Here is a 15,561-nt window from a genome sequence, read left to right on the forward strand (position 1 = left end):
ACCGCCCCGCACCCGAAGGAGCCCCATGGGCGAGAACGGTTTCGAAGTAGAGAGGTCCGCGCTCGACACGCACGCGGGCAAGGTCGACCACGTCGCCGGACGCGTCGACAAGGCGGACCAGGCCGCCGCCCGGTCCGCGCTCGGCGGCTGGCAGATGTACGGGGCGCTCTGCTCACCGGTCATCGTGCCGACGCTCGCCGGCCTGTTCGGCGACTCCGACGACATGGTGAAGAAGGCCGCCGAACTCGGCCGCTCGATGGCCACCGGGCTGCGCAGCACCAAGCAGAACTACGAGGCCGTCGAGAAGGCCATCGAGGCGCTCACGAAGCAGGCCCGATGACCACTCCCAACGACCTGATCGCGCAGCCCGAGGGGCAGAAGCGGTTCGAGGGCGCCGGCCTCGCCGACAGCATCGACGGCCTCGTCGCCGACATCGGCGACGGCAAGAACTGGGAGACCCTCGCCGTCGACGGCCTCGCCGTCGGCCTGGACGCCCTCGGCATCGCGCTCGACCCGCTCGGCGCGATCCTGAGCGCCGGCGTCGGCTGGCTGCTGGAGCACATCGCGTTCCTGCGCGAGCCGCTGGAGGTGCTGACCGGCGACCCCAAGCAGATCCAGGCGCTGTCGAAGACCTGGTCCAACGTCGCGACCGAGCTGATGGGCGCCGCGAACGACTACTCCGACGCCATCGGCGACGTCGCCGCGTGGGGCGGCGAGGCGTCCGCCGCCTACCGCAACACGGCCAAGGAGTACGTCGGCGCGCTGAACGCCGTCGCCCAGACCGCGCAGCACACCTCCCAGGGCATCGCCATCGCCGGGCAGGTCGTCGCGGTCGAGCGCGCGTTCGTGTTCGCGGCGATCTCCGAATGGGTCGGCAAGGTCGTCTCCAAGGCGCTGCTGGCCCTGGCGACCTCGGTGTTCACCTTCGGCGGCTCGCTCGGCTTCTTCATCGCCAGCGTCGTCGGCGACGCCATCGCGCTGTTCGCCCGGCTCGGCAAGCGGCTCGCCCGGCTGCTGCAGGTCATCCGGCGGTTCGTGGACCGCTTCAGCACCACCAGCACCCGCGTCGCCGACGCCGCCGCCGCGCTCGGCCGGCGCAGCGACCAGATCAACCGCTGGGCCGACCCGAAGATCAATGGCTCGAACGTGGCGGAGGTCATGTTCACCCCGTCCGCCTACCGCCGCTACACCGAGGCCATGGACGGCTCGTTCGTCGGCCAGACCGCCAACGTGGCGGGCAGCCTGTGGGCCCGCACCGGCGCGGAGGCCGTCAAGTCGGCCCGCGACTTCGGCGACGGCATGGACGACGGCCACTACACCTCCTGACGGGGGCGTCTGCGTCTGCGTTGGCGTATGGGGCTGCGTCTGCGTCGCGGACCCGGTCCGTGGTGCACCGGTTCGCCGCTACGCTGCCACCGTGACGGAGATCATCGACTATGGGCGCTTCGCGGACCGGCTGGCGCCGCCGCGTCCGCGCTGGGACCTGCTGCGGCGGTTCCAGGACGAGTGGGGCTACCAGGTGCCCGCCGGAGCCGTCCCGTGGCCGAAATGGTCGGAGAGCGAGCACCGCGCCTACGTGCGCGCGCTCAAGGAGGGATGGACCGGCGAGGAGGAGGACCCCTTCGAGAGCGTCGACCTCGCGCTGCCCATCCCCGCGGCCCTGGACGAATGGTGGGACCTGCCGTTCAACTCCTTCACGCACTCGCCGCGGCTGTACTGGACGAACCCCGAGTACCCGCCGACGCTGCGGCCCGACCCGTCCGGCTACGGCGTCGCCGGCGGCCTGGAGTCGGTGAACCCGTACGTCGAACCCGGCGGCGACCTGCGGCTCTGCGTCTTCAAAGCCGAATACGAGTACTGCAACGAATGGGGCTACCTCGCCTGCGAGGCCGGCCAGGACGACCCGCGTGTCCTGGTCAGCGTCGACGAGGACGAGTGGGCGCTGCAGGCCCGGTCGATCTCCGAGTTCTTCGTGCTGCTCGCCGCCGTCCGGCTGCCGTCCCATTTCGGGTGGTCGGTCCAGCTCGTCGACGAGGACTTCGCGGACGGCCCGCCGCCGCGGGACCGCATCGAGGCGGCCTACCGGCCGATGGGCTTCCAGAACTGGCGGGAACTCGGCGCCGACACCGCCCTGTTCGGCGGTCCCGACGTGATCGTCCAGCACGACACCGGCATGGCCGACCACCCGGTCCAGATCAGCGGCCGCACCCGGGACGCCCTCGCCGGCGCCGCCCGGACGCTCGGCTGGACCTGGGACGACGACCGCGTCGAACCACCGCGCAAGGACGAGGAGTCCGGATAACGGCGGGGATCGTCTAGAGTCATGGCGTTCGCACGGTTTCAGGAGAGATGAGGTATGCGCGGAGCGGGACTCGTGGCCGGCGCCACCTGCCTGGCCCTGACCTCGGTATTGGCGTTCGCCCCGGCCGCGTCCGCGGCGCCCGGCGGCCGTCCGCACGTCGCGCCGTCGCCCACTACGAAGCCGACGCAGAAGAAGACCGAGAAGCCGAGACAGCCGCAGAAGCAGCAGGGCTCGCCCGGCACGCAGTGCAACAAGCCGAGCGGCCAGCCCGCCTCGGCGATCACCCAGGAGCCGTGGGCGCAGCGCCGGCTGGACTTCGTGCAGGCGTGGTCGATCACCCGCGGCGCCGGCGTGACCGTCGCCGTCGTCGACAGCGGCATCGAGGCCGCCCACCCCCAGCTCAAGGGCAAGATCAGTGGCAGCTTCGACGCCACGGGCACCACCCCCACCGACTGCTACGGGCACGGCACCGAGGTCGCCGGCATCATCGCCGCCTCCGACCTGCGCCGCCGCAACGTCCCGTTCGTCGGCGTCGCGCCGCAGGCCAGGCTGATCGACGCCAAGTTCACGACCGGTGAGAGCACCGAGGACAACACCCTGCTGCCGAAGGCCATCATGTGGGCCGCCGAGCACGGCGCGAACGTCATCAATGTGTCGGCGCGCGCGCCCGACACCACGCTGCTGCGCCAGGCCGTCCAGGTGGCGAGGAAGCACGACGTGCTGATCGTCGCGGCCGCCGGCAACGTCGACAAGGACGAGCGCGGCAAGGAGACCGCCGGCTACCCGGCCAACTACCCGGGCGTCCTGTCCGTCGCGGCGGTGGACGAGAACGGCACGATCTCCGACTTCTCCAACCACAAGACGCGCATCGACGTCTCCGCGCCCGGCCAGGACATCATCTCCACCGTCGGCAACGGCTACATCGGCGGCCAGCAGGGCACCAGCTTCAGCGCCCCCTACGCCGCGGGCGTCGCGGCGCTCGTCCGGTCCCGCTACCCCAAGCTGAACTACCAGCAGGTCATCAACCGGATCCTGATCACCGCCGAGGGCGGCAACGGGCAGGGCAGCGGCTACGGCATGATCAGCCCGCTGCAGGCCGTGTCCGCCATCGTGGACCCGACCGCCAAGCCCGGCGAGACCTCCGCGTCCCGGCCCCTGAGCAACCCCGTCCCCATCGCCGCCGCCGAACCCGTCGACCACCGCACCCGCAACATCGGCCTCGCCGTGGCGGGCGGCGCCCTCGGCCTCACCCTGATCGTCGCCTTCGGCGGCGCCGTCATCCCGATGGGCCGCCGCCGAGGCTGGAAGCCCGGCCGCGTCACCGCCCTCCCCACCGGAGACGACCGCGACTGACCGCCGCCCCGGGCTTTGCGCTGGGACGGCGCATTGCGAGGGCTTGGCTTGGTGCTTGCGTGCCGGCAGGGCGGCTGGCAGGGCCACGGGCAGGGTCTGTTCGATGGGCGGAGTCGTTGATTGGGCGCCGCTCTGGGGTGCTGAGTTACTCATGTGCTTGCGTGTTTGAGTGGCTGGCGTCTGGGGTTTCGGTGGATCGGGGCTTTATGTTGGAACCGGTTACCAAAGTTGGAGCGGGTGGTTCGTGTTCTGGGGCGCCGAGGAGAATCTGATATTGGAGTGAGAGGGCTCCCAGTATCGGAGTGAAGGGTGTTCGGGTGGTGGGGTGGCGCTGCGTACGGGGCCGCTTCTCAAAAGTCAAGGGCGCCTTCGGCGTCGCTTCGCGATGGACTTCGTCCACCCTTGACTTTCGAGCCTCTGCGGCCCCTGAGGCAGCGCAAACGGGCAGGCTCCGCCTGCCCCGCCCGGTCGCGCCACCCCACCACCCCCTTCCGTACGCGTGCTCGCAAATCCCCATAAAGTGGCATTCCCTGGACCCGATAGAGGGTGATCGGTATCCCGAAGGTATACCTGGCCATACCTTTTTCTGGAAGGTCGAATTAAGGGTCCGTCGAGCCGACTTTTGTCGGCCACGTAGGGTATGCTTTACCTATGCAATCAGTGACGGTCGACCTGGAGGGCGCGTCCACCATGCAATTGGTGGACGCGGTCTCGGCGATCGCTGCTGAACTCGCCCAGCGAGAAGCTCCCGAGTCGGCGGCGGCGTGTCTGGAACTCACTGAGACTTTGGCCGCTGCCTGCGATATGCAGGAAAGCGCACTGGCCGGTTTCATCCGCCGAGTCGATGCCACCGGCGAGCAGAAACGCTGGGGATACCCCTCCACTCGGGCGTGGTTGCGGTCGCGGTTGGGGATGCGGGAGAACCGCACCACCGAACGCCTCATCCTCGCCCGCCAGCGGCACCGCCTCCCGAAAGTCGCCGAACGCCTCGCCTGCGGGGAACTGTCCTACGGGTACGCGGCCACGGTCGCGCAGAGTGTGGCCCGCTTGGAGGACACCGACTGCGCCGAAGCCGAGACCACCCTGCTGAGCTTCGTCGACCAAGGTTTCTCGGCGGCGAAGGTGGGAGTGTTCGGCCGCCGCATCTGCGACGTCATCGCCGAACGCGACGGCACCGACACCGCACCCGGCGAGGACGCCAAGCGCGGCTACGCCAAATCGTGGATCACTAGTACCGGTTCCCTGGACGGCGGCCGCTACATCAAAGGCTGGCTGAACGCCGAAGACGCCGCCATCTGGGACGGCACCCTCGCTCCGTTGGTCAAGCCGGCCGGGCCTGAGGACACCCGCGATGTCGGGGAGCGCACCGCTGCCGCACTGTCGAGTGTGCTGTCGGGTGGGCACAAGGCCACCAAGGTCACCGTCATCTGCGACCTGGACACCTTGACCGGCGGCAATGCTCCGGCTCGTCTCACCGACGGGACACCGATCCCCGCCGCCCAGGCCCGCCGCATCGCCCTATCGGCCGGAGTCTCACCCCTCCTGCTCGGGCGGGGGCACACGCCCCTGTACCTCGGTTACCGGGAGCGGTTCGCCAGCGCCGCTCAGCGGCGGGTGCTGGAGACCCTCTACTCCACCTGCGCGGTGCGGGAGTGCGAGATCCCTGGGACGTTGTGCGAGGTCGACCACGTCAACGGCTGGGCCCTGGGAAACAGCCCCACCGACATCGACCAGCTCGCACTGACCTGTGGATGGCACAACCGCTTTAAACACACCAGCCCCCAGCAGATCGGGATCAGCAAAGACCTCGACGGGCGATATGTGTACCGGTTGCTGCCACCGCCGGGCGCCCGATCAAGATCCCGAACGGGTAGCGGGCCACCGGGCACGATCGGCCCACCCGACACCACCGCCAACTGGGCCGCATAAACCCACCCCACCCCCACGCCACCGGTTCGCCCGAATCCATCTCGGATCTCGGGCGAACCGGCATGCCCACATCACCCCGGCAGTCCGCCGGGCGGCCGCACTCGCAGCCCCACCGTTGCCTGGTCAGCCGCTCGGCGTTCCGCCCGGCCGTCTCTTCGTCCGCTGGTTCGGGGGCGGTGGGGTGGCGCGACCAGGCGGGGCAGGCGGAGCCTGCCCCTAAGCGCGGCCCCGTACGCAGCGCCACCCCACCGCACGGCCGACCCCTCCGCCAACACCCCGCCCACCCCTCGCCGAACGCCCCTTGTCTCACGGTGCACCCGGCTCCGTCCGCTCACGGTGCGCCCCGATCCCTCCGCTCGCTAAAGAGCCCGAGGCCTGGGACCTGCCCCGGGTGCCCTGCGACCCCGCGACCCCCGACTCCCGGGACCCCCGGTCCCGCGTCCGTGTGCCCTGCGTCCGTGTGCCCCGCGCCCGTTTGCCTGCGGCACCGCGCTCTTGTGACTACCGCCGTGGGCTCAGTGCCCTGCCGTGGCGTCAGTGCTGCATCCATGGGCGGAGTTTGTCGGGGTTGCGGATGGCCCAGACGTGCTTGATCCGGTCGTCGGCGATCTCGAACGCGTACACCGACACGGTGACGCCGTCCTGCTGGGCCACCAGGCCGGGCTGGCCGTTGACGGTGCGCTCCAGCAGGACCAGGTCGGGGTTCCGGCGGGCGATCTCGGCGTAGGCGCGCGCGATCTGCTCGCCGCCTTCGATCGGGCGAAGCGTGGTCCTGACCTGGCCGCCGCCGTCGGCGGTGAGGGTGGCGTCCGGGTCGAGGAGGCCGACGAGAGCGTCGACGTCGCAGGTCTCCAGCGCCTGTTTGAAGCTCCGGACGATGCCGGCCTGGTGGGCCGCGGGGGTCGCGGGCGGACGGCCTGCGCGGAGGCGGCGGCGGGCCGAGGAGGCCAGCTCCCGGCAGGCCGCCGGGGTGCGGCCGGTGATGTCGGCGATCTCGGCGAAGGGGTAGCGGAACACGTCGTGCAGGATGAGCGCGACGCGTTCGGCCGGGGTCATCGATTCGAGGACGACGAGGAAGGCCATGCTGACCGACTCGTCGAGGGTGACGCGGTCGGCGGGGTCGGCTGTGGCGGCGCCGGGCCGTCCGCTGATCCATTGCGTGGGTTCGGGCACGGGTTCGGGGATCCATTCGCCCACGTAGCGCTCTCGCCGCGCGCGCGCCGAGCCGAGCAGGTCGAGGCAGATGCGGCTGGCGACCTTCGACAGCCAGGCGCCGGGGGAGGCGATGGCGTCCTGCTGCTGCCGCGACATGGCGTACCAGCGGGCGTAGCTCTCCTGGACGACGTCCTCGGCGTCGGCCAGGGAGCCGAGGAGCCGGTAGGCGAGGTTGATCAGCTGGCGCCGCTCGCTGATGACCGCGCTCAGGCCCGCGTCGGGCCGGTCGTGTGCTGGCACCGGGTGGTCGGTCATGGTTCCGGAGGCTCCCTGGGTCGGCTGTGCCCTCATCAGTCCGACGAGATGCCGCACCGAAACGTCAGGTCGCCGCGCCGCCTGACATTCCGGCGGGCCGTGTCGTCGGACTGCTGAGACCGACCCCGCAGGCAGGGAGCCCGGCGACGTCACCGCCAGCGTAGTGACCGCCCGGCGCGCTCCTGAATCCAGATGGCAAGGAGATGATCGTGGCGACACGCAGTGCAGTCCCGGCGGCAGGGCCGGGCTCCGAGGCGGCCGGGACGGTGGCCAGGGACCCGAGGCGGTGGCTGATCCTCGCCGTCATCGCCGCCGCCCAGCTCATGGTCGTCCTCGACCTGACCGTGATGAACCTCGCGCTGCCGTCGGCGCAGCGCGCGCTGGACTTCTCGACCGCGGACCGGCAGTGGGTCGTGACGGCGTACGCGCTGTCGTTCGGCAGCCTGCTGCTGTTCTGCGGGCGGCTGGCCGACCTGATCGGCCGCAAGACGACCTTCCTCACCGGCCTCGTCGGCTTCGCGGGCGCCTCCGCCGTGGGCGGCGCCTCGGTCGACTTCTCGATGCTGGTGACGGCGCGCGCCTGCCAGGGGGCCTTCGGAGCCCTGCTGGCGCCGTCCGCCCTGTCGCTGCTGGCCACGACGTTCAAGGACCCGAAGGAGCGGGCCAAGGCGTTCGGCGTCTACGGCATGGTCGCGGCCGCGGGCGGTGGGCTCGGGCTGCTGCTCGGCGGCGCGCTGACGTCCTACCTGTCATGGCGGTGGTGCATGTACGTGAACCTGGTGTTCGCCGCGGTCGCGATCGTCGGGGGCGTGCTGCTGGTGGGCAGGCAGGACAGGACGCGGGGCGGACGGCTGGACGTCCCGGGTGTGGCGGCGGTGTCCGCCGGGATGTTCTGCGTGGTCTACGGCTTCTCCAACGCCGCGTCGCACGACTGGGGCGCGCCCTTGACGTGGGGCTTCCTCGCGGCCGGTGTCGCGTTGCTGGTCGTCTTCGCCGCCTGGCAGTCGCGCGCCGCGCACCCTCTGCTGCCGCCCCGCGTCGTGCTCGACCGCAACCGTGCCGGCGCCTACCTCACCATCCTGGTCAGCGGGGCCGGGACGTTCGGCGTGTTCCTGTTCCTCGTCTACTACATGCAGGTGTCGTTGGGGTACTCGGCGGTCCGGTCGGGCTTCGCCATGCTGCCGATGGTGGTGCTCAGCGGCGCCATGGCCAACCTCGGCAACACCAGGCTGATGCCGCGGTTCGGCCCCAAGCCGATGGTCATCGCCGGGATGCTGCTCAACGCGGCGGCCATGGTCTGGCTGACGCGGATCGACGCTCATTCGGGCTACGCGTCCGCGCTGCTCGCACCGCTCATGGTGGTCGGCGCCGGCATGGGACTCATCTTCGGCATGGCGGCGGCCACCGGGACCTTCGGCGTCGCGCCGCAGGACGCGGGGGTGGCCTCGGCGAGCATCAACACCGGGCAGCAGCTCGGCGGCTCGCTCGGCACCGCGCTGCTCAACACCATCGCGGCCAGCGCCACCACCGGCTACCTGGCCGACCATGCGCACGGACGGCCGACGCCGCAGCTGCTCCAGCTCGCGGCGATCCACAGCTACACCACGGTGTTCTGGTGGTGTGCCGGCATCTTCGCGACCGGCGCGGTCATCTGCGGCGCGCTGCTGCGCTCCGGCCCGCTGACCCGGCCGGAGGACACGCCGTCCCCGGAGCCGTCCAGCCTGGCCCACTCGGGTTGAACATTGCGGCGCGTCGTCGTTATGAGCGGTCCAAGCCATGACGACGACGCGCCGCAACTCCACGTGTCAGGGGTTGGTGGCGGAGGCCACGAAGAAGGGGATGGCCGCGAACAGGCGCCCGGTCCGGGCGCGTTCGCGCTGGTCGGCTAGCCAGTCGTCGGCGAGGCGGGTCTCGGCGAGGGCGGCGAGCATGGGGAGGATCGCGCCGTCGGTGAACACGGCCGTGTGGATCTCGACGTCCACGTCGTGGAAGCCGGCGTTCAGGAGGAGGTTGCGGTACTGGCGGGCGGCTCGCGGGGACGGGATCTGGTCGGCGCGGGCGTGGACGAGGGCGCGGGTCAGGTCCGGGAGCGAGGAGTCGAGGACGAGGGTGTCCCAGTCCTGGCCGCACAGCACGATGCGTCCGCCCGGGGCGAGGACGCGGCGTGCCTCCGACAGCGCGGGCCCGGGGTCGGCCAGGTTGTGCAGGACCTTGTCGGCGCGGTAGCCCGCGAGTTCGCCGGCGCGGAAGGGCAGGGCGCGGGCGTCGGCGACGCGGAGGTCGGCGTCCGGCAGCCGGGTGCGGGCCACCGCGATCATGCGTTCGTCGAGGTCGAGCCCCACCGCCCGGACGCCCCGGGCGGTGAGTTCGGCGACGGCCCGTCCGGCGCCGCAGCCGATGTCGGCGACGAGCGCGCCGGGCGCGCCGGGCGCGGCGCGGAGCAGGTCGTAGGTGCGGGCGCGCAGCCGGGCCGCGCCCGGGGCGGCGTCGGCGGCGTCGAGCCTGGCGATCAGATCCGTGGACATGCCGGCCATGCTGCGACTTAATGTCGACATGAAGTCAAGCGCCACGATGGGCATCGGGGAGGTCGCCGGGCGCTTCGGGCTCGCGACGCATGTGCTGCGGCACTGGGAGTCGGCCGGGCTGCTGCACCCGGAGCGGGCCGCCGGGGACCGCCGCCGGTACCGGCGCGCGGACCTCTACCGGATCGCGGTCATCCTCCGGGCGAAGGAGGCCGGTCTCGGGCTGGAGGACATCCGCGGGATGCTGGCGACCTCGGACGCCGGGCGGCGGCAGGAGATCCTGCGCCGCCGGCGCGACGACCTCGCCGCCCGGATCGCCGCCGCCCGCGCGGCGCTCGACGTCATCGAATGCGCCCTGACCTGCGATCACGACGACATCGCCGAGTGCCGCCACTTCCAGGCGGCGATCACCCGGCACATGGACGCCGAGCACATGGAAGAGCCCCGGGCCGGCCGAGGGCCCGGGGCTCGCCACGCGTGACCGCTACTGACCGCCGTCGTGGAAGGCGGTCTGGATGAGGCGCTTGCCGGCGCGGCGGTCGGAATGGGTGCCCCGGCCGACGGGCAGGGGCCCCGGGCGGACGTCGAACAGGTTGCCCTCGTCCTTGTTCCCGGACATGATCAGCGCCGGGCTCGCCATGTCCTTCAGCCGCTGCATGACCGGGTCGAACATGGCGCGGCCCGCGCCGCCCATGGTCCGCGACAGGATCAGGTGCATGCCGATGTCGCGGGCCTGCGGCAGCAGCTCGGCGAGCTGCGCGAGCGGGTTGCCGGACGGGGTGGCGACCAGGTCGTAGTCGTCCACGATGAGGAACAGCTCCGACCCGCTCCACCAGGACCGGTTCCGCAGCTGCTCGGGCGTCAGATCGGACGGCGGGAGCCGGTTGACCAGGGCGCCGTTGACGTCCTTCATCAGCCCGGCCGCGGCCGTCGAGGACGCCGCGAACCCGATGACGTGCTCGCTCTCGGCCCAGTCGAGCAGGGCGCGGCGGTAGTCGAGCATGATGATGCGGGCCTCGTCGGTGGTGTAGCGCGCCTTGATGGAGTCGACGATGACGCGCAGCAGGTTCGACTTGCCGCACTCGTTGTCGCCGAGGACGACGAAGTGCGGGTCGTTCTCGAAGTCGAGCAGGACGGGCGACAGCGTGTCCTCGTCGATGCCGATCGGGATCCGCTTGCCGGTCTCGGCCACCTGCGGCAGCGACGTCAGCGGCAGCACGTCCGGCAGCATCCGGACCTGCGGCGCGCCGGGACGGCCCTGCCAGCCGGCCCGGACCGTCTCCACCAGGTGCTTGACGCCGTCGGAGAGGTCCTGGGAGGACGGGCGGCCGTCGACGCGGGGCAGCGCGCCGAGGAAGTGCAGGCCCTCGCGGGTGATGCCGCGGCCGGGACGGCCCTCGGGGACGTTCGCGGCGAGCTTGCGGTCCATCTCCGACTCGTAGGGATCGCCGAGCTTGAGTTCGAGCTTGGTGCCGAACAGATCGCGGATGGTGAGCCGGAACTCCGACCACTTGTTGGTCGCGGCGACGATGTGGATGCCGTAGCCGAGGCCGCGGGCGGCGAGGTCGGTGATGGTCGCCTCGACCGCCTCGAACTCCTGCCGGACGGTCAGCCAGTTGTCGACGACGAGGAACACGTCGCCGAAGCCGTCGCCGGGGATCTGCCCGGAGGCGCGCAGCCGCCGGTAGGTGCCGATCGAGTCGATGCCGCGCTCGGTGAAGAACCGCTCCCGCGACTCCAGCAGCCCCGACACCTCCGCGACGGTGCGGCGGACGCGGTCGGGGTCGAGGCGGCTCGCGACGCCGCCGACGTGCGGGAGGTCGGCGAGCGGGGCGAGCGCGCCGCCGCCGAAGTCCAGGCAGTAGAACTGCACCTCCTGCGGGGTGTGCATCAGCGCGAGGGAGGTGATGAGGGTCCGCAGCAGCGTCGACTTGCCGGCCTGCGGGTTGCCCGCCACGCCGACGTGCCCGGCGGCGCCGGACAGGTCCAGCCACATGGGGTCGCGGCGCTGGTCGAACGGCTTGTCGACGATGCCGGCGAACGCGTGCAGCTGCCCGCGGCCGTCCCACCCGGCGGTGGTGAAGCCGAAGTCGGGGGTCTGCTGCAGGTTCGGCAGGACCTGGTCGAGGGTGGAGGAGTCCTCCAGCGGCGGCAGCCAGATCTGGTGCGGGGGCGGGCCGTGCCCGGCGAGCTGCTTGACGACGAGGTCGAACAGGCTGATCTGCGGGCCGTCGTCCTCCTTGGCCCGCTGCTGGTCCTGCGGCTGCTCCTGCATCCGCGGCTGCACGTAGGCGGGCGTGAACGGGACGATCTGCGCGAGCTGCCGCGGCCCCTGCTGCCCCTGGCTCCCGCCGGCGTCCTCCTCCGGCCGGTACGCCCCCGACACGTACGCGGCGCGGAACCGCGTCATCGTCTCGGTGCCGATCTTCAGGTAGCCGTTGCCGGGCGCCTGCGGCAGCTCGTAGGCGTCGGGGACGCCGAGGACGACCCGCGACTCCATCGCCGAGAACGTGCGGAGGCCGATCCGGTACGACAGGTGCGTGTCGAGGCCGCGCAGCTTGCCCTCCTCCAGGCGCTGCGAGGCCAGCAGCAGGTGCACGCCGAGGGACCGGCCGAGCCGTCCGATCATGACGAACAGCTCGGCGAAGTCGGGCTTGGCGGACAGCAGCTCGGAGAACTCGTCCAGCACCACGAACAGCGTCGGCATCGGCTTGAGCGGCGCGCCCTGCTCGCGGGCCTTCTCGTAGTCGCGCAACGAGGCGTAGTTGCCGGCCTGCCGCAGCCACTCCTGGCGCCGCACCATCTCGCCGTGCAGCGCGTCGTACATGCGGTCGACGAGGGGGAGCTCGTCCTCCAGGTTGGTGATGATGGCGGAGACGTGCTGGAGGCCGTCCATGCCGAGGAACGTCGCGCCGCCCTTGAAGTCGACGAGGACGAAGTTCAGCACCTCCGACGAGTGCGTCATCGCCAGGCCGAGGACGAGCGTGCGCAGCAGCTCCGACTTGCCGGAACCGGTCGCGCCGATGCACAGGCCGTGCGGGCCGTACCCGCCCTGCGCGGCCTCCTTGATGTCGAGCTCGATGGGGCGGCCGTCGGCGTCCAGGCCGATCGGGACGCGCAGCCGGTTGCGCGGCGCGCGCGGCTGCCACGCCTGCCGCGCGTCGATCCGGGCCGGGTCGGGGACGCCCAGCAGCGTCGTCAGCGTCGTCGCGGCCGACAGCGCGTCCATCTCCGGGCCGGTGGCGGCGCTGGCCCGCAGCGGCGCGAGCTGCCGCGCGAGGCCGTCCGCCTGGACGTAGCTGTACTGGTCGGGCCGGCCGAGGGAGCTGGCGACGTCCTTGCCGGTGCGGTCGCGGCGCAGCATCGCCATCTTGTCGGCGGCGACCCGCAGCCGCAGCATCGTGTTGTCGGCGGTCGGCGCGACGTGCCCGGTGAGGTCGATCACGCAGACGCCCTCGATGCCGTCCGAGCCGATCTGCGAGTCGGGGGTGACGGCGCCGCCGTCCACGATGACGACGTGGTAGGGCAGGTCGTTCTGCGACAGGCCGGGGGTGAACCGGGCGCGGTCCTTCACCTCGGTGCCGAACATCCGCTCCAGCTCCGACAGGCTGCCCGCCATCAGCCGGACGGGCCCGGCGGCGTCCGTCACCGTCGGGTGCATCGAGTGCGGCAGCCACTTGATCCAGTCCCAGTGCGGCATCGCCTCGGCGGACGCGCACACGCTGACCCGCATGTCGTCGGGGGAGTGGAACGCCGTCAGCTGCGCGATCATCGAGCGGACCATGCCGCGGACGGCGTCGATGTCGCCCATCGGCAGGATCCGCGAGAACGACGGCAGCGACACCGCGACCGGCAGGTTCGGGACGGTGGAGTGCGCGCGCACGAACCGGCGCAGCGCGCCCGCCGTCATCGGCTCCAGGTCCTCGATGGGCTTGGTCTCCGGCGGGATCAGCTGGACGGCGAGCTTCTGCGGGCCGGCGCCGATCCGCACATTGCCGAAGTCGGCGTCGGCGGGGCGGCGCTCCCAGATCCGCGCGCTCATCACCAGCGACCACAGCGAGTCGGGCTCGGGGCTGTTCCACTCCAGCGACTCGCGCTGCTGGTCGGCGGCGCGCCGCACCCGGCGCCGCACCTGGCTCAGGTAGCGGAAGTAGTCGCGGCGCGCGCCGTTCAGCTTGAACTTGCGCTCGCCGGAGCCGCGGCCCAGCTGCCCGATCATCATGCCGCCCATGGCCAGCGCCATGCCGCCGCTGCTGATCATCATCATCGGCGACTTGGTGCCGCCGCCGACCATCATCAGGCCCATCATCACCGGCATGACGGCCATCGGCAGGTAGGTGAGCACCGCCTGCATGCCGCCGCTCTGCATCTCCGGGATCTCCGGGGGCGACTCAAGGAGCAGCTCGCCCTTCGGGGCAGGGGGCGGTTTCCGGCGCTCCTTGCGCTTGACGAGGATCGTGCTCACCTGGGCGTTCCCTTCGCGGGCCCACTCGTCCCGGGGGCGGCCGCGATACGACGGGAGCACGACCGACCCGCAGGTTGGTGGAGTTTGGTGTTGATTTAGCGTAATCGGACGTCACATCCTAAGCTGCGCGTCGATCCTTAGGCCCCGCGGCGGTGGATCCCGATCCGACCGACCTGGGACCTGAAGGACGGGAGCTCCCTTGACATCCCCTCCCTCGGTGAACGTAGGAGGATTCCAACGGCAACCGGTACTCGTGAGGAGGTGGTCGTGTTGGGGTTCACGGTTCGCGGGCCCGCCCAACGGCCGGCCTCCCCGTGCAGCAACCGCATGCCCTGCGGCCGTATCACGTATGTTGCGGGCCGCGTTCACATCAGCGTTGACACCGTGCCCGCAGGCGACGCACAGGAAGAGGGCTTGGCTCTTGCGGCTCTCCCTGGCGACATGCTTGCAGGCGTTGCAGGTCTGCGACGTGTACCGCGGATTGATCTTGACGACGCGTCCGGGCGCCTTGTGCTCCAGCCGGGCCACCAGAGCTCCCCATCCGGCGGCGAGGATTCTCCGGTTCAGCTCGGCCTTCCGCCCGGCGTTGCGGCCCGGCGCTTCGATCGTGCCGTGTGCCGACCGGGTCATACCCGTGATGTTGAGGTCTTCGACGCCGATCACGTCGAACCGGCGTGCCAGCTCAGTGGAAGTCTTCTCCACCCAGTCCTTGCGCCGGTCGCTCTCGCGGGCTTTCAGCCGGGCGATGGCGGCCTTGATCCTTGCCCGCCGCCGGGAACCGCGCCGAGCGCGAGAGAGCTTGCGCAGCAGCCGCCCCAGCCGGTCCCGCTCGCCGTCCCGCAGGCCGGGGACTCGCAGCAGGTCACCGGTCGACAGCGCGGCGCTGACGGCCACGCCACGGTCAACCCCTACCGCCTCGCCGGTTCCCGGCGCTGGAACGGGGTCGGGGATGGCAGCGAAGGCGACATGCCAGCGTCCGGCTCGGTCCTGGGTGATGCGGTAGGACCTGACTCCGTTGGGGACGGGCCGGGACCAGCGGAACCGCACCCACCCCACCTTCGGGACCTTCACCTGCCCCACCCGCCGCGACACCCGCCGCACCGCATCGGGTTTGACCGCCACGATCCGGAATCCCTCGTGTCGTCCGGCCTTGCGCCAGGTCGGTCGGCGATGCGTTCCGGCGAAGAAGTTGCCCATCGCTTGGGTGAAGTCCTTGAGGGCCTGCTGCTGCACCGTTACCGACCCGGCCCGCAGCCAGGCGAACTCCGCACGCGCCTGGGTGAGCTGGCGGCACTGCTCGGCGAACCCCGGCGCGGGTCCGCGGCCCGACCGCCGGCAGGCGTGCTGCTCGCAAGCCAGGTTCCAGACGAACCGGGCATGTCTGCAGTGCTTCAGCAACGCATGCTCCTGGGCGGGCGTTGGCTGGAGACGGTAGCGGGACATGCCGGTAAACCTACCGACCGTCACCGACAAAACCCGGAGAGTGCTGTGCTATACCCGGCCGCGTCCCGTCCCCGGCT

11 protein-coding genes are annotated in these 15,561 nt (G+C 71.3%); 7 read left to right on the forward strand and 4 right to left on the reverse strand.

Annotated features, from left to right (window positions below; all coding sequences use genetic code 11):
* Positions 1-25: 25 nt before the first annotated feature.
* From ACA514_RS32480 to ACA514_RS32500, 5 genes are all read left to right on the forward strand, one after another.
* Positions 26-340: a type VII secretion target gene (locus ACA514_RS32480; RefSeq protein WP_375045092.1), complete on the forward strand. Its 315-nt coding sequence runs from the start codon at positions 26-28 to the stop codon at positions 338-340.
* Positions 337-1,326 (forward strand): WXG100 family type VII secretion target, encoded by a 990-nt coding sequence (locus ACA514_RS32485; protein ID WP_375045093.1) that lies wholly within the window; start codon positions 337-339, stop codon positions 1,324-1,326. The genes ACA514_RS32480 and ACA514_RS32485 overlap by 4 nt, the downstream gene beginning before the upstream one ends.
* Before the next feature lie 91 nt (positions 1,327-1,417).
* A complete protein-coding gene (locus ACA514_RS32490; protein WP_375045094.1) occupies positions 1,418-2,302 on the forward strand; it encodes a hypothetical protein in 885 nt (294 codons plus the stop codon).
* A 54-nt stretch (positions 2,303-2,356) separates the two neighbouring features.
* The gene (locus ACA514_RS32495) at positions 2,357-3,655 is read left to right on the forward strand and encodes a S8 family serine peptidase (RefSeq protein ID WP_375045095.1); all 1,299 of its coding nucleotides are present in this window, start codon (positions 2,357-2,359) and stop codon (positions 3,653-3,655) included.
* Positions 3,656-4,306: 651 nt separating this feature from the next.
* On the forward strand, positions 4,307-5,584 hold the full coding sequence (locus ACA514_RS32500) for a DUF222 domain-containing protein (RefSeq protein WP_375045096.1): 1,278 nt from the start codon (positions 4,307-4,309) through the stop codon (positions 5,582-5,584).
* 534 nt (positions 5,585-6,118) lie between these two features.
* On the opposite strand, the gene sigJ is transcribed toward ACA514_RS32500, so the two are convergent.
* Positions 6,119-7,054, reverse strand: coding sequence for an RNA polymerase sigma factor SigJ (sigJ, locus tag ACA514_RS32505; protein ID WP_375045097.1), 936 nt, complete (start codon positions 7,052-7,054; stop codon positions 6,119-6,121).
* Between the two features lie 209 nt (positions 7,055-7,263).
* Between sigJ and ACA514_RS32510 the strand changes: the two genes are divergently transcribed.
* Complete coding sequence (locus ACA514_RS32510) at positions 7,264-8,793, forward strand: MFS transporter (RefSeq protein WP_375045098.1); 1,530 nt, start codon at positions 7,264-7,266, stop codon at positions 8,791-8,793.
* A 66-nt stretch (positions 8,794-8,859) separates the two neighbouring features.
* Here the strand turns inward: ACA514_RS32510 and ACA514_RS32515 are convergent, their stop codons facing one another.
* A complete protein-coding gene (locus ACA514_RS32515) occupies positions 8,860-9,579 on the reverse strand; it encodes a methyltransferase domain-containing protein (RefSeq protein ID WP_375045099.1) in 720 nt (239 codons plus the stop codon).
* A 28-nt stretch (positions 9,580-9,607) separates the two neighbouring features.
* On the opposite strand from ACA514_RS32515, the gene ACA514_RS32520 reads away from it, so the two are divergent.
* The gene (locus ACA514_RS32520) at positions 9,608-10,057 is read left to right on the forward strand and encodes a MerR family transcriptional regulator (protein WP_375045100.1); all 450 of its coding nucleotides are present in this window, start codon (positions 9,608-9,610) and stop codon (positions 10,055-10,057) included.
* Between the two features lie 3 nt (positions 10,058-10,060).
* Here ACA514_RS32520 and eccCa read toward each other — a convergent pair whose 3' ends face one another.
* Together eccCa and ACA514_RS32530 are read right to left on the reverse strand one after the other, a co-directional pair.
* Complete coding sequence (gene eccCa, locus ACA514_RS32525) at positions 10,061-14,041, reverse strand: type VII secretion protein EccCa (protein WP_375045101.1); 3,981 nt, start codon at positions 14,039-14,041, stop codon at positions 10,061-10,063.
* A gap of 111 nt (positions 14,042-14,152) precedes the next feature.
* On the reverse strand, positions 14,153-15,508 hold the full coding sequence (locus ACA514_RS32530; RefSeq protein WP_375045192.1) for an RNA-guided endonuclease InsQ/TnpB family protein: 1,356 nt from the start codon (positions 15,506-15,508) through the stop codon (positions 14,153-14,155).
* Between the last annotated feature and the right edge of the window lie 53 nt (positions 15,509-15,561).

The organism is Actinomadura sp. NTSP31 (assembly GCF_041951385.1).
Lineage (GTDB): Bacteria > Actinomycetota > Actinomycetes > Streptosporangiales > Streptosporangiaceae > Spirillospora > Spirillospora napierensis.